21 protein-coding genes are annotated in these 21,574 nt (G+C 68.0%); 5 read left to right on the top strand and 16 right to left on the bottom strand.

The annotated features are described in order from the left end of the window. Window positions 1-6: 6 nt before the first annotated feature. The 13 genes from dxs to C0V75_RS10625 all read right to left on the bottom strand — a co-directional run bounded on the left by dxs (window position 7) and on the right by C0V75_RS10625 (window position 12,185). Entirely contained in the window at window positions 7-1,935 is a 1,929-nt protein-coding gene (gene dxs, locus C0V75_RS10565) for a 1-deoxy-D-xylulose-5-phosphate synthase (protein WP_101920914.1), read from the bottom strand. Between the two features lie 177 nt (window positions 1,936-2,112). Beyond that, complete coding sequence (gene pufX, locus C0V75_RS10570) at window positions 2,113-2,340, bottom strand: RC-LH1 core complex protein PufX (protein WP_101921275.1); 228 nt, start codon at window positions 2,338-2,340, stop codon at window positions 2,113-2,115. Between the two features lie 10 nt (window positions 2,341-2,350). Beyond that, on the bottom strand, window positions 2,351-3,274 hold the full coding sequence (gene pufM, locus C0V75_RS10575; protein WP_101920915.1) for a photosynthetic reaction center subunit M: 924 nt from the start codon (window positions 3,272-3,274) through the stop codon (window positions 2,351-2,353). After that, on the bottom strand, window positions 3,267-4,115 hold the full coding sequence (pufL, locus tag C0V75_RS10580; RefSeq protein ID WP_101920916.1) for a photosynthetic reaction center subunit L: 849 nt from the start codon (window positions 4,113-4,115) through the stop codon (window positions 3,267-3,269). Before pufL ends, pufM begins: the two co-directional genes overlap by 8 nt. A 117-nt stretch (window positions 4,116-4,232) precedes the next feature. After that, window positions 4,233-4,409: a light-harvesting antenna LH1, alpha subunit gene (pufA, locus tag C0V75_RS10585; RefSeq protein ID WP_101920917.1), complete on the bottom strand. Its 177-nt coding sequence runs from the start codon at window positions 4,407-4,409 to the stop codon at window positions 4,233-4,235. A gap of 13 nt (window positions 4,410-4,422) precedes the next feature. Beyond that, on the bottom strand, window positions 4,423-4,572 hold the full coding sequence (gene pufB / locus C0V75_RS10590; RefSeq protein WP_101920918.1) for a light-harvesting antenna LH1, beta subunit: 150 nt from the start codon (window positions 4,570-4,572) through the stop codon (window positions 4,423-4,425). Window positions 4,573-4,748: 176 nt separating this feature from the next. Further along, window positions 4,749-4,970 carry a cytochrome PufQ gene (gene pufQ, locus C0V75_RS10595; RefSeq protein ID WP_101920919.1) on the bottom strand — a complete coding sequence of 74 codons (222 nt, stop codon included), beginning with the start codon at window positions 4,968-4,970 and terminating at the stop codon, window positions 4,749-4,751. Continuing rightward, the gene (gene bchZ, locus C0V75_RS10600; RefSeq protein WP_101920920.1) at window positions 4,967-6,448 is read right to left on the bottom strand and encodes a chlorophyllide a reductase subunit Z; all 1,482 of its coding nucleotides are present in this window, start codon (window positions 6,446-6,448) and stop codon (window positions 4,967-4,969) included. Before bchZ ends, pufQ begins: the two co-directional genes overlap by 4 nt. Continuing rightward, window positions 6,448-8,031 (bottom strand): chlorophyllide a reductase subunit Y, encoded by a 1,584-nt coding sequence (gene bchY / locus C0V75_RS10605; RefSeq protein ID WP_101920921.1) that lies wholly within the window; start codon window positions 8,029-8,031, stop codon window positions 6,448-6,450. Before bchY ends, bchZ begins: the two co-directional genes overlap by 1 nt. A gap of 63 nt (window positions 8,032-8,094) precedes the next feature. Continuing rightward, window positions 8,095-9,096 (bottom strand): chlorophyllide a reductase iron protein subunit X, encoded by a 1,002-nt coding sequence (locus tag C0V75_RS10610; protein WP_101920922.1) that lies wholly within the window; start codon window positions 9,094-9,096, stop codon window positions 8,095-8,097. Then, window positions 9,093-10,037, bottom strand: a complete 945-nt coding sequence (gene bchC / locus C0V75_RS10615) for a chlorophyll synthesis pathway protein BchC (RefSeq protein WP_101920923.1) — start codon at window positions 10,035-10,037, stop codon at window positions 9,093-9,095. The genes C0V75_RS10610 and bchC overlap by 4 nt, the downstream gene beginning before the upstream one ends. 91 nt (window positions 10,038-10,128) lie before the next feature. Further along, complete coding sequence (locus tag C0V75_RS10620) at window positions 10,129-11,286, bottom strand: methyltransferase (protein WP_101920924.1); 1,158 nt, start codon at window positions 11,284-11,286, stop codon at window positions 10,129-10,131. Then, window positions 11,283-12,185 carry a polyprenyl synthetase family protein gene (locus C0V75_RS10625; RefSeq protein ID WP_254216439.1) on the bottom strand — a complete coding sequence of 301 codons (903 nt, stop codon included), beginning with the start codon at window positions 12,183-12,185 and terminating at the stop codon, window positions 11,283-11,285. The genes C0V75_RS10620 and C0V75_RS10625 overlap by 4 nt, the downstream gene beginning before the upstream one ends. 121 nt (window positions 12,186-12,306) lie before the next feature. Here C0V75_RS10625 and crtD point away from each other — a divergent pair, with 121 nt between their 5' ends. Together crtD and crtC are read left to right on the top strand one after the other, a co-directional pair. Then, a complete protein-coding gene (gene crtD, locus C0V75_RS10630) occupies window positions 12,307-13,866 on the top strand; it encodes a 1-hydroxycarotenoid 3,4-desaturase CrtD (RefSeq protein ID WP_101920925.1) in 1,560 nt (519 codons plus the stop codon). Then, window positions 13,863-14,690, top strand: a complete 828-nt coding sequence (crtC, locus tag C0V75_RS10635; RefSeq protein WP_101921277.1) for a carotenoid 1,2-hydratase — start codon at window positions 13,863-13,865, stop codon at window positions 14,688-14,690. Before crtD ends, crtC begins: the two co-directional genes overlap by 4 nt. A 169-nt stretch (window positions 14,691-14,859) precedes the next feature. On the opposite strand, the gene C0V75_RS10640 is transcribed toward crtC, so the two are convergent. From C0V75_RS10640 to C0V75_RS10650, 3 genes are all read right to left on the bottom strand, one after another. Then, a complete protein-coding gene (locus tag C0V75_RS10640; protein WP_101920926.1) occupies window positions 14,860-15,318 on the bottom strand; it encodes a TspO/MBR family protein in 459 nt (152 codons plus the stop codon). 95 nt (window positions 15,319-15,413) lie between these two features. Next, window positions 15,414-16,418: a 15-cis-phytoene synthase gene (gene crtB, locus C0V75_RS10645; protein WP_101920927.1), complete on the bottom strand. Its 1,005-nt coding sequence runs from the start codon at window positions 16,416-16,418 to the stop codon at window positions 15,414-15,416. Continuing rightward, on the bottom strand, window positions 16,415-17,989 hold the full coding sequence (locus C0V75_RS10650; protein ID WP_216821449.1) for a phytoene desaturase: 1,575 nt from the start codon (window positions 17,987-17,989) through the stop codon (window positions 16,415-16,417). Before C0V75_RS10650 ends, crtB begins: the two co-directional genes overlap by 4 nt. 142 nt (window positions 17,990-18,131) lie before the next feature. Here C0V75_RS10650 and crtA point away from each other — a divergent pair, with 142 nt between their 5' ends. From crtA to C0V75_RS10665, 3 genes are read left to right on the top strand one after another with little or no spacing between them, the layout of a single operon-like run. Beyond that, window positions 18,132-18,851 carry a spheroidene monooxygenase gene (gene crtA / locus C0V75_RS10655; RefSeq protein ID WP_101920929.1) on the top strand — a complete coding sequence of 240 codons (720 nt, stop codon included), beginning with the start codon at window positions 18,132-18,134 and terminating at the stop codon, window positions 18,849-18,851. 42 nt (window positions 18,852-18,893) lie between these two features. Further along, complete coding sequence (bchI, locus tag C0V75_RS10660; protein WP_101920930.1) at window positions 18,894-19,898, top strand: magnesium chelatase ATPase subunit I; 1,005 nt, start codon at window positions 18,894-18,896, stop codon at window positions 19,896-19,898. Further along, a complete protein-coding gene (locus C0V75_RS10665; RefSeq protein ID WP_101921278.1) occupies window positions 19,895-21,574 on the top strand; it encodes a magnesium chelatase subunit D in 1,680 nt (559 codons plus the stop codon). The genes bchI and C0V75_RS10665 overlap by 4 nt, the downstream gene beginning before the upstream one ends.

Here is a 21,574-nt window from a genome sequence, read left to right on the forward strand (position 1 = left end):
CCGAACTCAGACCAGACGCAGCCCCGGCCGCGCCGCCGCGCGCCGCCCGGTCGCCTGCCGCACCATCGCCGCGATGTCCTTCGCCGACAGGCCCGCCCAGTCATACATCTGCGCCGGGCTCGCCTGGTCGATGAACCGGTCGGGCAGGGTCATGGTCCGGATCGCCCGCCCCTTCTCCAGCCCGCCGCTATTGGCCAGATGGTGCAGCACCAGCGCGCCGAAGCCGCCCGTCGCCCCCGTCTCCACCGTGATCAGCGCGGGATGATCCTCGACCAGCAGGTCGATCAGCGCCGTATCCAGCGGCTTGGCGAAGCGCGCATCGGCCACGGTGATCGAAATCCCCTCGGCCTCAAGCATCTCCGCCGCCGCCAGTGCCTCGCCCAGATGCGCGCCATAGGACAGGATCGCCGCATCCGACCCCACCCGCAGCACCCGCCCCTTGCCGATGGTGATCGGCACGCCCCGCGCGGGCAGGTCCACACCCAGCCCCTCGCCGCGCGGATAGCGGAAGGCGATGGGTCCCTCGTCATGCGCCATGGCCGTGGCCACCATGTGGACGAGTTCCGCCTCATCCCCCGCCGCCATCACGGTAAAGCCCGGCAGATTGGCCAGAAATCCGATGTCGAAGGCCCCCGCATGGGTCGCCCCGTCCTGCCCCACCAGCCCCGCCCGGTCGATGGCGAAGCGCACCGGCAAGCCCTGCAACGCCACGTCATGCACGATCTGGTCATAGCCACGTTGCAGGAAGGTGGAATAGATCGCGCAGACAGGCTTCAGCCCCGCCGCCGCCATCCCCGCCGCCATGGTCACCCCATGCTGCTCGGCAATCCCCACGTCAAACACGCGGGATGCGAAGCGCCGCGCCATGATGTCCAGCCCCGTCCCCGAAGGCATCGCCGCCGTGATCGCCACCACCCGCGGATCGCGCGCCGCCTCTTCCGTCAGGGCATTGCCGAAGACCGTGGTATAGGAGGGCGCGTTGGACTTGGCCTTCGCCTGCTCCCCCGTCTCCGGGTCGAATTTCGACACGCCGTGATACTTGTCCGCCGCCGTCTCGGCAGGGGCAAAACCCTTGCCCTTCACCGTCACCGCATGGATCAGCACCGGCCCCGTCGCCCGCGCCCGTGCCGCCCGCAGCGTCGCCAGCACCTGCCCCATGTCATGCCCGTCAATCGGGCCGACATAGGAAAAGCCCAGCTCCTCGAACAGCGTCCCGCCGCCCGGCATCCCCGTGACCAGCGCCCGCGCCCGCCTGGCGCCATCCCGCACCGGCCCCGGCAGATGGCTCTCGAACTCCTCCGCCGCCGCCTTGAACAGCGCCAGCGGCCCCTTCGCCGCAATCTCGTTGAGGTATTTCGACAAAGCCCCCACCGGCGGCGCGATGCTCATGTCATTGTCGTTCAGGATCACGAACAGCCGCTTGCCCAGATGGCCCGCATGGTTCATCGCCTCATAGGCCATGCCCGCCGTGATCGCCCCGTCGCCGATCACCGCGATCGTGTCGCCCACCGGCATCCCCATCTCGCGCCCCACCGCAAAACCCAGCGCCGCCGAGATGGAGGTAGAGGAATGCGCCGCCCCGAACGGGTCGAATTCGCTCTCCGACCGCTTGGTAAATCCGGAAACGCCCCCGCCCTGCCGCAGCGTCGCCATCCGCTCCCGCCGCCCGGTCAAAATCTTGTGCGGATAGCACTGATGCCCGACATCCCAGATCAGCTTGTCCCGCGGCGTGTCAAAGACGGCATGGATGGCGACCGTCAGCTCCACCACCCCAAGCGACGATCCCAGATGCCCGCCCGTCCGGCTGACCACTTCAATCGTCTCGCGCCGCAACTCCCCGGCCAGCCGTCCCAGCTCCGCATCCGAGAGCCCCTTCAAATCCGCAGGCCCCGCCACACGGTCCAGGGTCGGCGTCCGGCTGTCGATGGTGGTCATGGCTTACCCCTTTCCGGGATGAAAAAAGTGCCGTGCAGGGGAAACCTACACGGCACCAGGTCCCTGTCGCCAACAGGAAGGGAACCGGGCTGTGGTTGCGCCCCGGATCCGGGCCGGCGAATTGGCCCGAATGATGGCGGGTCGGGCGGCTTTGCTCCGCCCGGACCCATGCTTGGATCAGGCGATCCCGGTCACGGCGGGGGCCGTGATCAGGAAGGCATTGGGATCGGGTGCCAGCTTGCTGTCTTCCGGCAGAAGCAGGCCGATCCCCCAGACCGCGAACAGAAGTGCCGCCACGGACAGGACGAACAAGGCCGCCCATCCCGCTCCGGCCATCATCTGGTACAAGGCCCAGGACCGCAGCGCCGCACCCGGCTTTTGCTGAAGGAAGTCGTTGTCAGACATCATTTCCCCCTCAATCCAGCGGCGCGTAGCCGTGGTCCTGTGCCCAGACGTACCAGTTGTCCACGACCGTCCCCGTAATCAGGATGCCGATCCCGCCTGTCAGCGTCACCAGCACCGCAAACCACCAGGCCCAGCGGTGAATACCTTCCATCGTCGCGTTGAAGCCCATGGTCCAGCGCCAGAACAGTGCCGCACGTTCCGATGCGGTGCCCCGGTCTGCGATCTGCTCCAGTTCCCGGTCCCCGCCGAAGCGCGACACCGCAAGAATGGTGGCGCCGTGCATCGCGAACAAGAGGGCCGAGCCGTAAAGGAACACGATGCTCAGCGCGTGGAACGGGTTGTAGAACAGGTTGCCATAGGTCAGGCTGAAGTTGTTGGTCCAGTCGAGGTGCGTGAAGATGCCGTAGGGCACTGCCTCGGACCACGATCCCATCAGGATCGGGCGGAACAGGCCCAGCACCAGGAACAGCCAGATCGCGCTGGCAAAGGCCCAGCTCACATGCTTGCCCATGCCCAGAGCCTGCGCCCGCAGATAGGTCCGCACCCACCAGGACAGGACCGAGATCAGCAGGAAGAAGGACGCGATCAGCCACAGACCGCCCTCCGCGATGGGCGCGAAGCCCAGACCGTATTCAGACGACGGCGGCTCAAGCGAGAACCAGAACAGGTCCCGCAGAAAGACCGCCGGGTTGAACCCGGCCTGATACCAGAACCACGCCCCGCAGAGCATAAACCAGACCGCGCCGGACATCAGCGAGATCACGCCCATGGTGCCCAGATAGACGGGCCCGAGCTGCGCATTTCCGAACCAGCCCGCAAGGGTCGAGAAAGAGGCCCCCTTGGTGCGGTTCGACAGTTCGACTTCTTCCACCATCCCCATTTCGGGGGCAGCCTGCACCTGAACCTGGGTGAAGATGTTCTGATACTCAGCCATTTACGCCTCCTGCGATGTCGGCCCACCACGGCAGTTGCAGCCACCAATCCCACCAGACAACCCACTGGTCGAACCAGATCGTGCCCGAGATGATGATGCAGACCGCGCTCCAGAAGCCGGCGTTCAGCGCCAGCAGAAGCCCGAGGCGGTGGATGCCCAGCGTGCCGACCGAATAGCCGATCAGGTCGCGGAAATAGGTGTCCTCGTGATCCGGCGTCCGCATCTCCTTGCCCTTCTCGGGATTGGCGGCGGACAGGATCAGGGCCCCATGCAGCGACAACGCCAGCGCGTTCGTGAAGAAGAACGACACCGCGATCATGTGGGCAGGGTTGTAGTGGAAGTTGCCGTAGGTATAGCCCGTGTTCGACACCCAATCGAGGTGCGTCCAGATGCCATAGGGGAAGCCGTAGCCCCATGCCCCCATCATCAGCGGCCGGAAGACCACGAGTGTCGTATAGGCAAAGATCGCGACGCCGAAGGCGAAAGGCACGTGAAAGCCCATCCCCAGCTTGCGACAGATCTCCACCTCACGCAGCGCCCAGGAAATGAAGGCACCATGGGCGCAGATCGTGATCAGCTGCCACAGTCCCCCCTCCATCAGGGGCGCAAAACCCAGCCCGTATTCCACGGGCGGGGGATCAATCGAAATCAGCCACGGGTTCCAGACGCCTTCCATGGCCGTGCCATAGAAGATCAGGATCGTGCCAAGCGCCGCGAAGAAGAATGTCGTGACGCCAAAGAAACCGACGTAGAACGGCCCGACCCAGAAGTCGAACAGGTTCCCGCCGATGAGCGTGCCCCCCGGCACGCGATATTTCCGTTCGAAGCTGAGCAGTGCCATGCTTCCCTCTCCGCTGTGTTGCGACCGGCGGTCCTTTGGTGGCCGTCGGATTTGCCCGTTCGGGTCGCCGCGGGCGAAGGGTCCTGCCCCCCGCCCGCAGCAAGGTGCCTTACGGCGTCACTCGGTTGCCGCGGGTGCGGCGCCACCGACGGCGGCAGCGGTCTGGAACCAGTTGATGCCGTTGCTCAGAACCACCAGGTGGATCATCGCAGCCAGCAGGAACAGGAAGACGCCCTGCGCGACGAAGACGCGACGGGGATCGAAGATGAGCCAGATCTTGTAGAATTTGGACATGTTTTGATCCTCCTCAGAACCACGGGCGCCAGATGTACGTGGCGATATGGGCGACGACTGCGATGGCCGTGAACAGCCAAAGCCCGCTCATATACACCGAGTGCAGTTCCTGCGCCTGCTCGTCGGTAAGACCTGTGAAGCTCAGGTCAGATTTATCAGCCATTCTATCCTCCGGATGGGCAGACTGACGCCGCAATCCCTGCGGCGGGGTTCACGGTCAGGCGGAATGCCCTTCCGAGTTCTCACCACCCCGCGATGGTCTGCGGGAGGGCGAAGGCGTGACGGGTCGGGCGCAACCCGGAGAAAGCTGTCCCCGCCCCTGCGGGCGGGCGTCCGGCCTCAGGGCCGGAAGATGTTCGGCGTGATCGACCCCGCCTCGCGCCAGGCGCGGGCCAAGGGGCCATGCACCGGCAGCCGCCGCTCAAGGATCGTCTGCACGACCCAGGCGATGGCGGCGAAGGGGATCGCCACAAGGAAGATCAGGGCGAAATAGACGTAGAACTCGGCGCGCGGTGCGCGGTGGGCGTGATGCCCGTTCTCGCCTGCGGTATGATCGCTCATGCAGTCCCTCCTTGTGCTGTCGTTGTCAGTGGCGCGCCCCTCAGGGCTTCCACGGTTTCCTTGACCACCCGCTCCGCCCCCTGATCGAGCGCGGCCTTCTCGGCCGCATCCCGCAGGGTCCGCGCAGCGGAGATCCGTGTCAGGATCGGATGTTCGGAAACGATCCGGTCCAGTTCTGCCTGCGCATCCGCATCCCAGGGGAAATCGCGGCGCAGGGTGGTGGGCGTGGCCGCCGCCGAGTCCATCTCGGACCCCAGCGGCAGGATATGGAACAGCGCCTCGAACAGACCGTTGCAGACCTCCTGCAACAGCCAGACGCAGCCGCCATATCCCATGACCGGCGTGCCGGTATGGCGGCGGATCGCGGCGCCCGGAAAGCTTGCCGCGATGAAATGCGGCTGCGGGCCATGGCCGGCCTTCAGCTCGGCCAGATACATCTTCTCGTTGATCGACCCCATCAGGATCAGCGGCCGATGCTGGCGGATCATCGCCCGCACCGCCTCGTTATTCGTCTTGGCCCCCGCCTGCCGCGCCACGGCAAAGGCGCAAGGCAATCCAAGATCGCTTTCCAGATAGGCCCTGATGCCCCGCGCATAGGTCTCGTTCGCCACGATGGCGAAATTGGCCGTGCCAAAGAAATCCTGCGTCACGCTGCGCCACAGGTCCCAGACCGGCTTCAGCGTCGAATGCTTCTCCCGCGCGATGAACGGCTCGGGGTCCAGCCCCAAGAGCTCGCCCAGTTTGCGCAGGAACTTCGTCGTGCTGTCCAGCCCGATGGGCGCCTGCAGGTAAGGCTTGCCCAGCACCTCGGCCAGACCGCGCCCGAATTCCCGATACATGACGATGTTCACATCGGCATTCACAAGGTTCCGCATCTCGGCCAGATGCGCGCCCAAGGGCAGCACCATGTTGACCTCTGCCCCGATGCCTTCCACCAGACGGCGGATCTCGGCCAGGTCCGACGCCATGTTGAAGACGCCATACATCGGGCCAAGGATGTTCACCCGCGGCCGGTCGCCATCCTCGCGCTTTTTCTCCACCGGCATCCGGCCCTTGGTCATGCCGAATTCCGTGAAGATCCAGGTCATCGCCCGGTCGGCCGCCTGCCACTGATCCTCGTCGATCGTGCGCGGCAAGAACCGCTGGATATTCGTGCCCATCGGCGTGACGCCGCCGCCGATCATCTCGGCGATCGACCCCGTCACCACCACTGCAGGCAGCGCCGGGTCCAGCGTCTTCCACGCCCGCCGCATCGCGCCCTCGGTGCCGTCGCGGCCCAGTTCCTCTTCGCCCAGCCCCGTCACCACGATGGGCAACTCATGCGGCGGCAAGGCATCCGTGTAATGCAGCACCGACGTCACCGGCAGGTTTTCGCAACCCACCGGGCCGTCGATCACCACCTGCAATCCCTTGACGGCGCAGAAGGCATAGACCGCCCCCCAATACCCGCCCGCGCGATCATGATCCTGGATCAACATCAGATCATCGCCTCCGCTTGCGCGGCCTTGGCGGCCTTTTCCAGCTTCTTCTGATGCGCGGCGCGGAAGTCGGGCCGCAGGTTCGGCGCACCTTCCCAGATGCCCGCCGTATCGCCGGTGCCGACGCCCTCGAAGAACTCTTTCATCCCGTCCATGCGCGCCTTGTTCGCCATGGCGGCATTCACCACCTGCGCCAGGGACCCCGCCCCCGCCGGCCCCATCAGGGGCCGCGCCGAAATCAGGTTGGTGAAATACAGCGCCGGGATGGCCAGTTCCTTGGCCTTCTGCACCACCGGGGTCGTCCCGATGGCCAGATCGGGCCGGAAGGCCTCCATCGCCGCGCAATCATCCTCCAGCGATGCGCGATACTTCACCACCACGCCCCGCGCCTCCAGCCAGTCGCGATCCGCCGCCGACCAGTCATTGCGTGCGCAGGCGCTGCCCACATAGGCCACATCCGCCCCGCTCTCGACCAGCAGCCGCGCCACCAGAAGTTCAGACCCTTCATAGCCCGACAGGGTGATCCGCCCGGCAATCGGATTGTCGGCCAGCGCCGCCTTGATCGCCGCGCCGAACCCGTTCTGCGCCGCCGCCACCCGATCCGCCGCCACGCCATAGGCGGCACCTATGGCCGCCAGCCAATCCATCGTCCCGTCATGGCCCACCGGGGCCGATCCCACGACCGTCCGCCCCGCCGCCTGAAACTCGCGGATCGCCGCCGTGTAGAAGGGATGGATCGCCGCCACCACGCCGCAATCCAGCGCCGCATAAAGCTCGCGCCATTCGCGGCACGGCACCACCGGCCCCGCCGCCAGACCCAGCGGTGCCAGCATCGCGCCAATCATCATCGGGTCCGCCGGGAACATCTCGCCCAGCAAAGCGACCGTCGGCCGATCCGACCGCCCGCGTTCGGGTGCCGCCACCGGCCCCGCCTCGATCTCGCGCCGCGCATAATTCAGCATCGCGCCCGCCAGCACATCCTTGGCCTCGGCATGGGTCGGCACGCCAAAGCCCGGCACGTCGATTCCCACGATGCGCACACCGTTGATTTCATTGGGAAGCAGCTTCAGCGGCACGCCGCTCGCCGTCGGCACGCAAAGGTTCGTCACCACCACCGCATCATAGCGTTCCGGGTCGGCCAGCTCATGCACCGCATCGCGGATGTCCTCGAAGAGCTTGCCGGTCACCAGCGTCTCGGAATTGAAAGGCACATAGCCCACCGACCGCCGCGCACCGTAGAAATGGCTCACAAAGGTCAACCCATAGACACAGCAGGCCGATCCCGACAGAACCGTCGCCACCCGCCGCATCCGCAACCCCACGCGGAGCGAGCCGAAAGCCGGGCACATGCTCTGCGGCTTGTCATGCGGGCCTTGCGGATAGTCGGCGGCATAGCGGTCGAGGATCTCGGAATTCCCCGCCGCCCGTGCCGCAGCCTCCATCTCGGCCGCCCCGGCATGGCATCCCAGCCCGTCCAGATTGGGGCCATCCGCCACAACCGCAGCGCCCGCCCCCACCTCGGGGCGCAGCCCCTCGGTCACGGGCGTCTCGGCAGCCTGGTCATAGCGGATCTCGCCAGCCATCACTTGGTCCCCTTCCGGGCCAGGGCGCGCAGCGCCTCTTCCAGTTTCTCAAGGGCGGAAAGGTCAAACATCGTCATAGACCACTTCCAGGGACTTCACCTCGCCCGCGAACTTGCCGCGCATGTCGGCATCATTGGCAGGCTCCAGCACGAAATCGGCCCCCGTCGTCTCGGCATCGAACAGGCCCAGCAGCCCATCCTGCGTCAGGGGCTTGGGGCGCAGCGGCGGCGCCTCGGCCACGTTCTCCGCCAGTTCCGTGAACAGCCCGCCCCATTGCGTCGCATGGGTGCCGACGATCTGGTAATTGGCCGACTTGCGCCGCAGGTCGTCATCCGCCGGGATCGAGGCCAGCACCGGGATATTCACCGCCGCCGCAAAGGCCGCCGCCTCGCCCGTGCCGTCATCCTTGTTGATGACCATGCCGGCGACGCCGACATTCCCGCCCAGCTTGCGGAAATACTCCACCGCCGAACAGACATTGTTGGCGACATAGAGCGATTGCAGATCGTTCGACGCGACCACGATCACCTTCTGCGCCATGTCCCGCGCAATCGGCAGGCCGAAGCCGCCGCAGACCACATCGCCCAGGAAATCCAAGAGCACATAGTCGAAGTCCCAGTCATGGAACCCCAGCTTCTCCAGCAGTTCGAACCCGTGGATGATCCCGCGCCCGCCGCAGCCCCGGCCCACTTCCGGCCCGCCCAGCTCCATCGCAAAGACCCCGCCCCGCTTGAAGCAGACATCGCCGATCTTCACCTCTTCCCCCGCCAGCTTCTTGCGGGTGGAGGTTTCGATGATCGTCGGGCAGGCCTTGCCGCCGAACAGCAGCGAAGTGGTGTCCGACTTCGGATCGCAGCCGATCAGCAGCACGCGCTTGCCATTCTCGGCCATCATGTGGCTCAGGTTGGCCAGCGTGAAGCTCTTGCCGATCCCACCCTTGCCATAGATCGCAATGATCTGCGTCTTCTTGGTCGGAGGGTCCGAAGGCACCTCCAGCGAAGGCTCCTCATGCGCCTCGTCGCGCAGGCGGGCGTCGAAATCCTTCAGGTTGGGAACGTCGTTCATGCCGTGGCCTTCCAATCGAGGATCATCTTCAGACAGGCCGCATCGCCAAAAGCCGTTTCATAGGCCTCGGGCGCGGCGGATGCCGGACGGGTGTGGGTAATCAGCCCCGACAGCGACAGCGCCCCGCTTTCGATCAGCGCGCGGGTGGCGGTCAGGTCATCCGGCTGCCATTCGCTGGCAATGCGGATGCGCGCCTCCTTCATGAAGGCGGGCGGGAAGGCAAAGGACACGGGCTCGGTATAGAACCCTGCCAGCACGGCCTCGCCCCCCTTGGCCAGCCGCATCACCAACTGGTCCAGCAGGCCCTTGGCCCCCGAGGCGTCATAGATCGCGCGGTAATCCCGGCGCGGGTCGTCTTCGGGCGCGATGCAGGCATAGCCTGCCGCGCCCTCGCGCCGCGCCGGGTTCGTTTCCCAGACCGTCGGCGCAGGCGCACCCGCCGCCAGCGTCAGCCGTGCCAGCAACCGGCCCAGCGTGCCATGACCCACGATCAGGTCGGGCAGCGCCGTGTCGAACCCCGCCAGCGCATGCCGCGCCGTCGCCGCCAGGGCCAGCAGCGCACCCTCGGCACCCATGCCGCCGTCGATCCGGGCCACGCGATGCGCGGGCGTCACAAGGTGACGCGACGCGCCCCCGAACAGCCCCTTCACATCGCCCGCAAAGCAATTGGCCCCCGGCACGAAGACCGTCTCGCCGACGCGATAGCCGCTCTCGGCCCCCGCCTCGACCACCACACCCGCCGCCTCATATCCCGGCACCAGCGGATAGCCCATACCCGGAAAGGGCGGCATCGTGCCGGTGTAGAACAGCTTCTCGGTGCCGGTGGAAATGCCGGAATGGGAAATCTCGACCACCAGATCACCCGCGCCCGGGGCGACAAGGTCCAGCACCTGAAGCGAAAGCTCCCTCGGGCCGGAAAGGATGACTGCGGTCGTTCTCACGTTTCTTCCCCCTGCGCCGCGACTCTCCTGGATGGGCGAGAGTCCTTGGCTGTGTGTAAGGATAGACTGACAACCAGCAGTGTCAATTTAATTAGACACTTTTTTGTGCTTTGTCGTCCGAAGGCTTCACCGCCGTCACGACCGAGGTGACATAGGGCCGGAAACCCTGCCGGAACTGGCAATCCACAAAGCCCGCATCGCCCAGCATCCGTTCGATTTCCGGGCCCGACCGTGTCCGCCCGGTCTGCATGGCCAAGGTGTACACGGAAAAGTACACATCCGTCGCCGGATCGGGCCGCGCGCCCCCCGCCATCGGCTCCGACACCACGATCCGCCCGCCATCGGGCAGCGCGGCCCAGACCGCCCGCAAAAGCTGCGTCACGGTGGAATCGGCATGGTCATAGAGAACCCGGATCAGCGAGATCGCATCCGCGCCCCCTGGCAGCGGATCGTCGCGAAAGGACCCCGGCACGATCTGCACCCGCCCCCGCATCCCCGCCCCCGCAAAGCGCGCCTCCGCCCCCGGCACCACGGCAGGCAGATCGAACAGCGTCATCCGCAGCCCCGGCACCGCCGCGCCCACGGCCGCCAGAAAGGCCCCCGTCCCGCCGCCCACATCCATCAGATGCCGCACGCCCCGGAAATCCACCAGGCGCAGCGTATCCGCCGCCACCAATCCCTGACTGTCGGCCATCAGCGCCGAATAGCGCGCGGCCAGGTCCGGGTCCGCCGCGCCCCCCGCGCCAAAGACATAGGGCCAGAACCCCGCCAGTTCCGGCTGCGTCTCGCCCCTGAAAAACGCCACCGGGTCCGCCAGATCGCGATAAAGGACGGGGTGATGCCGCACCATCGCCTCCAGCCCCGGCACGGCCAGGAACGCCGCCCCCCGCACTGTCAGCCGCCAGACCCCCCGCCGCTCGGCCATCAGGCCCAGCCCCGCCCCCGCCTTGCACAGGATCGCCATCCGCTCCATCGGCACGCCCGCAGGCCCGGCCAGCGCCGCCAAAGGCGCCGGCCCCTCGGCCAGCCGATGCAACACCCGGAACTCCACCAGCGCCAGCAAGGCCTGCGACTGCACGAACCCCTGCACGATGTCGAACAGCGCCGCCCCTTCGGCCCGCGCGACATGCTTCAACCCCGGCACCCGCGCGCAAAAGGCATGAAACCGCGGCGACAAGCCCAGACGCACCGCCCAGGGCTGCCGCGCCCGCGCCGGGCGGGCGGCAGGCCCTGCCGCCGCGTCGCTCATCCCCGCACCGGTTGCAGATCGACGGGCGTCATCCGCTCGGCATAGGCGCGCACCATCGCGGCCAGCATCGCCTCGCCGGGGCAGGACGGGATCGACGCAATCGCGCCCCCGAGAATGTCCTTCAGATGCGACACCGCCCCCAGAACCCCCAGTTCCTGCACCGCCGAGGGCCGCGCATGGGCCAGATCCTGCCCCGCAGGCTTGCCCATCTCGGCCTCGGTCAGCAGCGCATCCTTCAGATCATCCGCCACCTGGAAGGCCGCGCCGATCCGCGCGCCCAGCTCTTCCCAGGGCTCCGCCTCCTGCCCCGCCGCGATGGCCCCCATCTGCGTCGCCGCGATGAACAGCGCCCCGGTCTTCGCCCGGTGATAGGCGGCGACATTCACCTCCGCCTCGCTCTCCCATCCCTGGCCTGCGCAGATGCCGCCCGGCATCCCCGTCCTTTGCGCCAGCACCCGGATCAACTCCACCGCCCGCGCCGGATGATCCCCCGCCGCCCGCGCCAGCACCTCGAAGGCCAGTACGATCAGCGAATCCCCCGTCAGCACCGCCAGAGGCTCGCCATAGGCGCGATGCACCGTAGGCTTGCCGCGCCGGATATCGGCATCGTCGAAACAGGGCAGATCGTCATGCACAAGCGAGGCGCAATGGATCAGTTCCAGCGCCGCCGCCGCCGCATCCGTCAAGCCCGGGCGATCATCGCCACAGGCCCGCGCCACGGAAATCAGGATGGTGGGCCGGATGCGCGCCCCGCCGGGAAAGACTGCGTGATCCAGCGCCCCCCGCAGCTTCGGCGGCGCCTCGGCATTGCCCAAGGCCCCCTGCCCCAGCGAAAGCGCCGCAGCCACCGCCGCTTCGATCCGCGCGTCCATGCCGCCGTTCACACCGCTCACGCCCATGGCCGTCCCCTTCGCTGTCCTGCCGGGCAGTCTGTCACTGCCACTGCAAAGTGTAAACTAAATCTTACACCTTGTTGTAATTCAGGATGGACAACCTCAAGGGCTTCCCTAAACTCCCGCCATGGAACAGGACCGCATCATCGTGATCGGCGCCGGGATGGGGGGGCTCGCCGCCGCCATCCGCCTGGCCGCTTCCGGCCTCAAGGTCACGGTGCTCGAGGCCGCCGCCACGCCGGGCGGCAAGGCCCGGGCGATTCCCTCCCCCGCCGGCCCTGTGGATACCGGCCCCACCGTCCTGACGCTGCGCTCCGTCTTCGACACGCTCTTCGCGCTGAATGGCGAAAGGCTCGACGATCACCTCACCCTGATCCCCCAGCCGCTCCTCGCGCGCCACTGGTGGCCCGGCTCCGACGCGCTCGACCTCACCACCGACCGCGAGGCGAATGCCGAGGCGATCCAGGCCTTCGCCGGCCCGCGCGAAGCCGATGCTTTCCTGAAATTCGACGCCCTCGCCGAAGACCTCTTCACCGCCTTCGACGCGCCCGTAATGCAGGCCGCCCGCCCCGACCTGCCCGCCATCGCCCGCGCCGCCCTCGCCCGCCCGCGCCTCTGGCCCGCCCTCCTGCCGGGCCTCTCGCTGGAACGCTGGCTGAAAGGCCATTTCCGCGACCCGCGCCTTGTCCAGCTCTTCGCCCGCTACGCCACCTATGTCGGTGGCCGCCCCGGCCGCTCCCCCGCCGTCCTCTCGCTCATCTGGCGGGCCGAGGCGCGCGGCGTCTGGGCGGTCGAAGGCGGCATGCACCACCTCGCCGCCGCCCTCGCCGCCCTGGCCGAACGCATGGGCGTGACGGTCCGCTATGCCACCCCCGCCACCCGGATCCAGCGCCAGAATGGCCGCGTCACCGGCGTCCAGATCGCCGATGGCCACACGCTCCCCTGCCGCGCCGTCGTCTTCAACGGCGACCCCGCCGCCCTCGCCGACGGCCATCTCGGACCTGCCGCCGCCGCTGCCCTGCCCCGCAGCGCGACCCAACCGCGCAGCCTCTCCGCCCTCGTCTGGGCCTTCGCCTCGCAGGCGACAGGGCCAAGGGCCCCCGACCTCATCCACCACAACCTCTTCTTCACCGAAGACCCCGCCGCCGAATTCGGCCCCATCGGACAGGGCCGGATGCCCGCCGCCCCCACCCTCTATCTCTGCGCCGAAGACCGCGCCCGCGGCCCTGCCGCCGGCCCCGAACGCTTCGAGATCATCCTGAACGCCCCTGCGGGCCTGCCCGCCCTGCGCCCCGAGGATTTCCAGACATGCCGACAGATCACCTTCGACCGCCTGTCCCGCATGGGCCTGACGCTGACACCGCCGGGGCCGGAGGCACTCACCTCACCCGCTGTGTTGGACCGGCTCTTTCCGGCGTCGAAAGGCGCGATCTATGGTCGCTCCCCCGAAGGGACGATGGCGAGTTTCCAGCGCCCCCCCGCCCGGACCGCCCTGCCGGGGCTCTATCTCGCGGGGGGCGGGGCGCATCCGGGGGCGGGCGTGCCGATGGCAGCCCTCTCCGCGAAGCACGCGGTCGAGGCGATCATGCAGGACCGGACTTCCGCGTCGAGGTCGGCCCCGACGGCTATGCCTGGTGGTATCTCGACGGGGTCTCGGATGACGGGCGGCGCGCGGTCTCGGTCATAGGCTTCATCGGCTCGGTCTTCTCGCCCTGGTATGCCTGGAGCGGGCGGCGCAACCCGCAGAACCATGTCTGCCTGAACGTCGCCACCTATGGCCCCGGCGGCCGCTTCACCATGACAGACCGCGGCACCGCCGCACTCCGGCAGGAAAAGCACACCCTCACCATCGGCCCCAGCCGGATGCACTGGACCGGGCGCGAGCTGGTCATCGACGTGGACGAGGTCTCCTCGCCCCCCCTCATCTCCCGCGTCAGGGGCCGCATTACCCTCACCCCCTCTGCCGTGACGGGCGTGGAACTCGCCCTCCACCCCCGCCACCAATGGCGCCCCTTCGCCCCCACGGCCCGGATCAGGGTGGACCTGACCCAAGGCCAGAACTGGGAGGGCCACGGCTATTTCGACGCCAATTTCGGCAGCGCGGCGCTCGAGGCCGATTTCGATTTCTGGACATGGGGCCGCTTTCCCATGCAGGACCGCGCGCTCTGCCTTTACGATGCCACATGGCGCGACGGCACCCAGCGCGACTTCGCGCTCGAAGTCACCCCCTCCGGCGAAGCGCGAGAGGTGGCCGCGCCACCCCGCACCGCCTTCGCCCGCACAAATTGGCTCGTCCGCCGCGAAACCCGCGCCGATCCGGGCACGAAACCCCGCCAGGTCCTGCCCATGCTCGACGCGCCCTTCTATTCCCGCAGCCTGGTCGAAACCCGCCTGATGGGAGAGGTCACCCAAGGCGTGCACGAGGCGCTCGATCTCACCCGCTTCCGCCAGCCGCTCCTGAAACCCATGCTCGCCGTCCGCGTCCCAAGACGCGCAGGCTGGACCTTCTGACCCAAATTTCTTCGAAGAAATTTGCAAAATTCTTCGAAGAATTTTGTTCGGCACCGCCGAAAACCGTTGCGCGACAGGCCAGTTGACCGCGCGCCGCGTGGCAACACATTGCGGCACAGAATACGGCACGGTTTACGGCACACCCGTTTTCGGCCAAAGCCTTGAAATCTCAGGCCGCCACGTTGCGATACCACACCGACCGATTAAGCATCCCCGCCACCGTCACCCAGACCAGATAAGGCGCAAACAACACCCCCGCGATGGCGTCATGCTGCCAGAAGGCAACCATCGTCGCCGCCACGGCCAGCCACAGAAGGAAGATGATCACCAGCCCCGCCCCGATCCGCCGCAGCCCGAAAAAGACAGGCGTCCACAAGGTGTTAAGCGCGATCTGCACCGACCAAAGCGCCAACGCCTGCCCCGTGTCGGGCAGCATCGCCACCCGCGCCGCCGCCGCCGACATCGACAGGTAAAGCACCGTCCAGGCCACCGGGAACAGCCAGTCCGGCGGGGTCCAGCGCGGCTTGGCAAGCCCGCGATACCACTCGCCCGGCTGGAACATCGCCCCCGTCGCCGCCGCCGCCCCGCAGGCCGCGAGATAGGTCAGAAACAGCGTGAAATACTCCATCGCGCCCTCCGCATGGTTGCAGCGCGCGATCTAACCCGCCTCGGGGTTTCGTCCAAGAAAAACCTTGCGGCGCAAGGCCTTTAGGCACGGGGCCTTCAGGCCATGCCGCGATCCTGCGCCTCAAGCTGCGCCAGCACCGCCAGCAGCGCATCCGAACGCCCCCGCCGCGCCTCTCCCCGCGCCGCCGCCCGCACCAGGAACGCCACCTCCGGCTCCGGCGCCGCATGCAGCACCGCCGCCCGAGGTTTCACCGCCGACACCGCCGCCTTCCCCGTCGCCACCGCAAGCAGCGCCAGCTTCCGCCCCCGCCCCGTCCGCGCCCGGCCCGTCACGCTGTCGCCCCGCGCGCCGCGCACACAGGCCCCGATCGCGCCATAGATCAACCCCGCCGCATGGATGCCCGGACGGCAGGACAGCGGCAAGGACGCCACCCCCGCCTCGGCCCGCAGATACAGCCGATCCGCCTCCTCCAGCAGCCGCAAGGTCACCCGCGCCACCCCCGGCCAGGCCTTCGGCCGTGCCAGAAAGGCATCCGGATCAATGCCTTCCGCCCGCAGCCATCCCATCGGCAGATACATCCGCCCGGCCCGCGCATCCTCGCCCACATCCCGCGCGATATTGGTCAACTGCATCGCCAGGCCAAGGTCACAAGCCCGCGCCAGCGCATCGGCATCCCTGACCCGCATCAGCACGCACATCATCGCGCCCACCGCTGCCGCCACCCGCGCCGAATAATCCATCACCCCCGACAGCGTCTCATATCGCCGCCCCACCGCATCCCAGGCGAACCCTTCCAGCAGCGCCTCGGGCAGGGCGCGGGGCATCTCGAACCCTTCCACCACCGCCGCAAAGGCCCGGTCCGCTGGCGCATTGGCGGGCGTCCCGCGATAGACCAGATCCAGCCGGTCGCGCAGCGCCAGCACCGCCCCCGCCTTGTCGGCCCCCTCATCCACCGCGTCATCCGACATCCGGCAAAAGGCATAAAGCGCCAGCGCCGGGTCACGCACCGCCCCCGGCAACAGCCGCGACGCCGCATGGAAGGACAGCGATCCGGTCCGGATCGCCTCGCGGCAATGGGCCATGTCGCGCGGGTCGATCATTCCGCAGCCATCCTCAACTCCTCGCGCTGTTTCAACAGCTTGGGCGCATCCGGCACCAGTTGCCCCAGCACTTCCGCCGTCCCCACCACACCCGGCAGGCCCGCCCCCGGATGCGTCCCTGCCCCGGCCAGAAACAGCCCCGGCAATTCCTCGGATATGTTATGCGGCCGGAACCATGCCGATTGCAGGATGCGCGGCTCGATGGAAAATCCCGCACCGTACGGGGACAGGTAACGGTCGCGAAAGGTTTCGGGCGTAAAGGTGATCTCCTCGGTGATGCGGTCGCGGAATCCGGGGATCAACCGCTCTTCCAGCATCTGCGCCATCTTGGCGCGATAGCGCGGCTCTTCCTCGGCCCAGTCCACACCATTGTCAAACCCAAGATGGGGAACCGGCGACAGCGCATAGAAAGTATCATCGCCCTCGGGCGCGCAACTCGGATCGGTCACGCTCGGCCGATGCACGTAAAGGCTCATGTCATCCGCCAGTTTCCCGCGGATGAAGATATCCTTGATATGCTCGCGATAGCGCGGCCCCACGACGATGGAGTGATGCCCCACATCGCGCCACATGCCCTTGGTGCCCTTCGTCCCGAAATACCAGACATACAGCCCCATCGACCAGCGGGCATCCTTCACCTTCCGGTCGGTCCAGCGCTTCCTCGGCAGGTTGCGCAACAGCCGCGTATAGGTATGCCCCGCATCGGCATTGCTGACCACCAGCCCTGCGCGCATCACCTCGCCCGACAGCAGCCGAACCCCCGCCGCGCGCCCGTTTTCCGTAACGATTTCATCGACTTCCGTGTTATGGACAACCTCGCCCCCCTGCGCCGCGATCACCCGCGCCATGGCCTCGGCAATCGCCTGCACGCCGCCCATCGCGTAATGCACGCCAAAAGCCTTCTCCAGATGGCTGACAAGGATATACATCGACGTCACGTTGAACGGGTCGCCCCCGATGAACAGCGGATGGAAGGACAGGGCGAAACGCAGCCGCTCATCCTTCACCCGCCCCGCCGCATGGGCATAGACGGACCGGTCCGCCCGCATCATCCCGAACTTCGGCAGCACCTTGAGCAGATCGGCCAGCCGATGCATCGGCCGCCGCCCAAGGTCCTCATATCCGAACCAGTAGCGCGCCTCGCTGTCCTTCAGAAACTTCTCGTAACCCCTTGCATCACCGGGGGAAAGCCGCGCCACCTCGGCCTTCATCGCGGCCTCGTCCTGCCGCGCGGTGAAGGTGGACCCATCCTGAAACCGGATCTCATAGAACGGATCCATCGGCACCAGCCGCACATCCCGGTCAAAGTCCCGCCCGCAGACGGCCCAGAGATCGCGCAGACCCTGCGGCACCGTCACGATGGTCGGCCCCAGATCGAACCGGTGCCCGCCCTGCGTGATCGACGACCCGCGCCCGCCCACCCGGTCCAGCCGGTCGATCACCGTGACCCGCCAGCCCTTCGCGCCCAGCCGCATCGCCGAAGCCAGCCCCCCCAGCCCCGCCCCGATGACGATGGCATGATCCGCCTCGTCAGGGGCGGCAGGGGCAAGGGCGGGGCGAGGGCGCGGCATATGTTCCATGGACTCGATGATAGAGTGTCTAGTTTGATTTACAATATCACAGTACATCTCGTCGCAGAACGCCGTTTTCGCTTCCCCTTGGCAACACAAAATGTCAGAATAAGTTTACACCATCCGACAGGAGGGTCGCGCCATTCCCGTTACCAGCCTCAGCCTATTCCGCTTCGACGGGCTTCTCCCGCGCCTTTGGGTCATCGGGCAGATGGGCGCCGCACGTCTTGCCCTGCGCCGCGAACGCCGCGCGCTGTTCTGGAAGCTCTGCGGTTCCGGCACCGGCGAAGGCTTCACCCCCCGCCCCAACTGGGGCGTCTGGGCCATCCTCGCCACCTGGCCGGATGAGGCGACCGCCCGCAGCGCCATCGCCGACAGTCCCGTCTGGCAGACATGGCGCGCAAGGGCCGGGGAAAGCTGGACAATCTTCCTCGACCCGCTCTCGGCCCGTGGCCGCTGGGCGGGGGTGAACCCCTTCCTTCCCGAAACCCCGGGACAGCAGGCCAGCGGCCCCCTCGCCGCCCTCACCCGCGCCACGGTCCGCCCCTCCCGCGCGTTTAAATTCTGGGACCGCGTCCCCTCCATCTCGGCCACCATCGGCAGCGATCCCAATGTCGCCTTCAAGATCGGCATCGGCGAGGTGCCGCTCCTGCATCAGGTCACCTTCTCGATCTGGCCCGACACCGCCAGCATGGCCGCCTTCGCCCGCGGCGACGGCCCCCATGGCCGCGCCATCAAGGCCGTGCGCGACGGCAACTGGTTCGACGAAGAGCTTTACGCCCGCTTCCGCCTTCTGGGCAGCATGGGGAGCTGGAACGGCGGCGACCCGCTGGCCAGCCTGACCAGCGCCAAGGCGGCATGACCCCGGAAATCCCAAGATGACCCAAGACCTTACGGTAAGAACATGAAGCAACCCTTCCCCTTCTCCGCCATCGTCGGGCAAGAGGCGATGAAACAGGCCATGGTCCTGACGGCGGTCGATCCCGCCATCGGCGGCGTCCTCGTCTTCGGTGATCGCGGCACGGGCAAATCCACCGCCGTCCGCGCCCTCGCCGCCCTCCTGCCGGAAATCGAGGCCGTCGAAGGCTGCCCCGTCAACTCCGCCACCCCCGCGCAGGTGCCCGACTGGGCGCAGGGCGCAACGGGCCGGATCATCACCAAGCCCACCCCCGTCGTGGACCTGCCCCTCGGCGTGACCGAAGACCGCGTCGTCGGCGCGCTCGACATCGAACGCGCCCTGACGCGGGGCGAAAAGGCCTTCGAACCCGGCCTCCTCGCCCGCGCCAATCGCGGCTATCTCTATATCGACGAGGTCAACCTGCTGGAGGATCACATCGTCGATCTCCTCCTCGACGTGGCCCAGTCCGGCGAGAATGTGGTGGAACGCGAAGGCCTCTCCATCCGCCACCCCGCCCGCTTCGTCCTCGTGGGCTCCGGCAACCCCGAGGAGGGCGAGCTTCGCCCCCAACTGCTTGATCGTTTCGGCTTTTCCGTCGAAGTCACCTCCCCCCGCGACGTGGAAACACGGGTCGAGGTGATCCGCCGCCGCGACAGCTACGAGTCGCATTACGGGGCCTTCATGGAAACCTGGCGCCCGCAGGATGCCGCGCTCCGCGACCGCATCCTCGCCGCCCGCGCGGCGCTGCCGAAGATCAGCACGCCCAACACCGTCCTGCATGATTGCGCCAGCCTCTGCATCGCCATCGGATCAGACGGGTTGCGCGGCGAACTCACCCTCCTGCGCGCCGCCCGGGCGCTGGCCGCCTTCGAAGGCGACGATGCCGTCGGTCGCCTCCATCTCAAGGCCGTCGCCCCCATGTGCCTCTCGCACCGCCTGCGCCGCGATCCACTGGACGAGGCCGGATCGACCACCCGCGTCATCCGCGCCGTGGCGGAGGTTCTGCCCTGACCACGGAGGATCCCTGGAGCCGGGTCGAAACCGCGCTCGCCTGTCTCGCCCTCGATCCGGGCGGGCTGCGCGGCCTTTGGCTGCGCGCCCGCGCGGGCCCGGTGCGTGACCGGGTGACGGCGGGCCTCGACGCCCTGCCCCTGCCCCGGCGACGCCTGCACCCCACCATCGCGGATGACGCGCTTTTCGGCGGGCTGGACCTTGCGGCCACGCTGGCCACCGGGCAGCCCGTGATGCAGGCAGGCCTTCTCGCCCAACCCGCCGCCCTGATCCTGACCATGGCCGAACGCTGCCCACCGGGCCTTGCGGCCCGCCTTGCCACGGCGCTGGACAGCCCCGCCCATGCCCTCATCGCGCTGGACGAAGGAGCCGAGGCAGACGAAACCCTCGCCCCCGCCCTTGCCGACCGTCTGGCGCTCTTCCTCGACCTGACCGACATCTCCCTGTCGGAAAGCCGCGACATTTCCCTTGATCCGCAACGCCTTGCCGAGGCCCGCGCGCGCCTGCCCCGGCTCGCCCTGACGCCCGATCACCTGGACGCCCTCACCCGCGCCGCCGCCGAACTGGGCATCCCGTCGCTCCGCGCGCCGCTTCTGGCCGCCGCCACCGCCCGCGCCCATGCCGCATGGGCGGGACAGGACACCGTCACCGAAGCCGACCTCGCCGCCGCCGCCACCCTCGTCTATGGCCACCGCGCCACGCCCCTGCCCGATCAGGCCGAGGCCCCACCCGACGAACCGCCGCCCCCCGATCCGAACCCCGATCAGGGCGAAGCCCAATCCGAAGACCAAAGCCAGTCGATCCCCGAAGAAATGCTGGTCGAAGCCGCCCTCGCCGCCCTCCCCCGCGACCTGCTGGAGGCACTGGCCGCCGGCCGCGCTGCCCGCGCCGCCAAATCCGCAGGCGGCACCGGGGCAGAACGGGGCGGCAACCGCCGTGGCCGCCCTCTGCCCTCGCGCCCCGGACGCCTCACCCCCGGCGCGCGCATCGACCTTGTCGCCACCCTGCGCGCCGCCGCCCCGTGGCAACCGCTCCGCCGCGCCCAGACGCCCGGCCGCGACGCCGCCCTTCTGGTCCGCGCCGCCGATATCCGGCTGAAACGCTTCCGCGAAACCTCCGACCGCGTGCTGATCTTCGCCGTCGATGCCTCCGGCTCCGCCGCCTTCGCTCGCCTGGCCGAAGCCAAAGGTGCCATCGAACTCCTCCTCGCCCAGGCCTATGCCCGCCGCGACCACGTCTCCCTCCTCGCCTTCCGGGGCCATGCGGCGGAACTTCTCCTTCCCCCCACCCGCTCGCTCGTGCAGACCAAACGCCGCCTAGCGGGCGTCCCCGGCGGCGGCGGCACCCCCCTCGCCTCCGGCCTGCAACTGGCGCTGGCGACGGCGGCACAGGCGAAACAGCGCGGCCTGACCCCCACCATCGCCATCCTCACCGACGGGCGCGGCAACATCGCCCTCGACGGCACCGCCGACCGCCCAAGGGCCGAGGCAGAGGCCACCCTCCTCGCCCGCCAGATACGCCTTTCCGCCACCCCCGCCCTCGTGATCGACGTGGCCAACCGCCCGCAGCCCGCGCTGCGCACGCTCGCCCAGATCATGGATGCCCCCTACCTCGCCCTCCCCCGCGCCGATGCGCGCCGCTTGTCCTCGGTTCTGGGCGAAGCACTGGAAAGCTGA

Origin of the sequence: Tabrizicola sp. TH137 (assembly GCF_002855575.1) — a bacterium.
GTDB lineage: Bacteria > Pseudomonadota > Alphaproteobacteria > Rhodobacterales > Rhodobacteraceae > Paragemmobacter.

What these genes read in the sequence shown, in the direction of transcription:
- dxs (WP_101920914.1), bottom strand. Translation starts at nt 1,935, where the DNA reads ATGACCACCATCGACAGCCGGACGCCGACCCTGGACCGTGTGGCGGGG.
- pufX (WP_101921275.1), bottom strand. Translation starts at nt 2,340, where the DNA reads ATGTCTGACAACGACTTCCTTCAGCAAAAGCCGGGTGCGGCGCTGCGG.
- pufM (WP_101920915.1), bottom strand. Translation starts at nt 3,274, where the DNA reads ATGGCTGAGTATCAGAACATCTTCACCCAGGTTCAGGTGCAGGCTGCC.
- pufL (WP_101920916.1), bottom strand. Translation starts at nt 4,115, where the DNA reads ATGGCACTGCTCAGCTTCGAACGGAAATATCGCGTGCCGGGGGGCACG.
- pufA (WP_101920917.1), bottom strand. Translation starts at nt 4,409, where the DNA reads ATGTCCAAATTCTACAAGATCTGGCTCATCTTCGATCCCCGTCGCGTC.
- pufB (WP_101920918.1), bottom strand. Translation starts at nt 4,572, where the DNA reads ATGGCTGATAAATCTGACCTGAGCTTCACAGGTCTTACCGACGAGCAG.
- pufQ (WP_101920919.1), bottom strand. Translation starts at nt 4,970, where the DNA reads ATGAGCGATCATACCGCAGGCGAGAACGGGCATCACGCCCACCGCGCA.
- bchZ (WP_101920920.1), bottom strand. Translation starts at nt 6,448, where the DNA reads ATGTTGATCCAGGATCATGATCGCGCGGGCGGGTATTGGGGGGCGGTC.
- bchY (WP_101920921.1), bottom strand. Translation starts at nt 8,031, where the DNA reads ATGGCTGGCGAGATCCGCTATGACCAGGCTGCCGAGACGCCCGTGACC.
- C0V75_RS10610 (WP_101920922.1), bottom strand. Translation starts at nt 9,096, where the DNA reads ATGAACGACGTTCCCAACCTGAAGGATTTCGACGCCCGCCTGCGCGAC.
- C0V75_RS10620 (WP_101920924.1), bottom strand. Translation starts at nt 11,286, where the DNA reads ATGAGCGACGCGGCGGCAGGGCCTGCCGCCCGCCCGGCGCGGGCGCGG.
- C0V75_RS10625 (WP_254216439.1), bottom strand. Translation starts at nt 12,185, where the DNA reads ATGGGCGTGAGCGGTGTGAACGGCGGCATGGACGCGCGGATCGAAGCG.
- crtD (WP_101920925.1), top strand. Translation starts at nt 12,307, where the DNA reads ATGGAACAGGACCGCATCATCGTGATCGGCGCCGGGATGGGGGGGCTC.
- C0V75_RS10640 (WP_101920926.1), bottom strand. Translation starts at nt 15,318, where the DNA reads ATGGAGTATTTCACGCTGTTTCTGACCTATCTCGCGGCCTGCGGGGCG.
- crtB (WP_101920927.1), bottom strand. Translation starts at nt 16,418, where the DNA reads ATGATCGACCCGCGCGACATGGCCCATTGCCGCGAGGCGATCCGGACC.
- C0V75_RS10650 (WP_216821449.1), bottom strand. Translation starts at nt 17,989, where the DNA reads ATGCCGCGCCCTCGCCCCGCCCTTGCCCCTGCCGCCCCTGACGAGGCG.
- bchI (WP_101920930.1), top strand. Translation starts at nt 18,894, where the DNA reads ATGAAGCAACCCTTCCCCTTCTCCGCCATCGTCGGGCAAGAGGCGATG.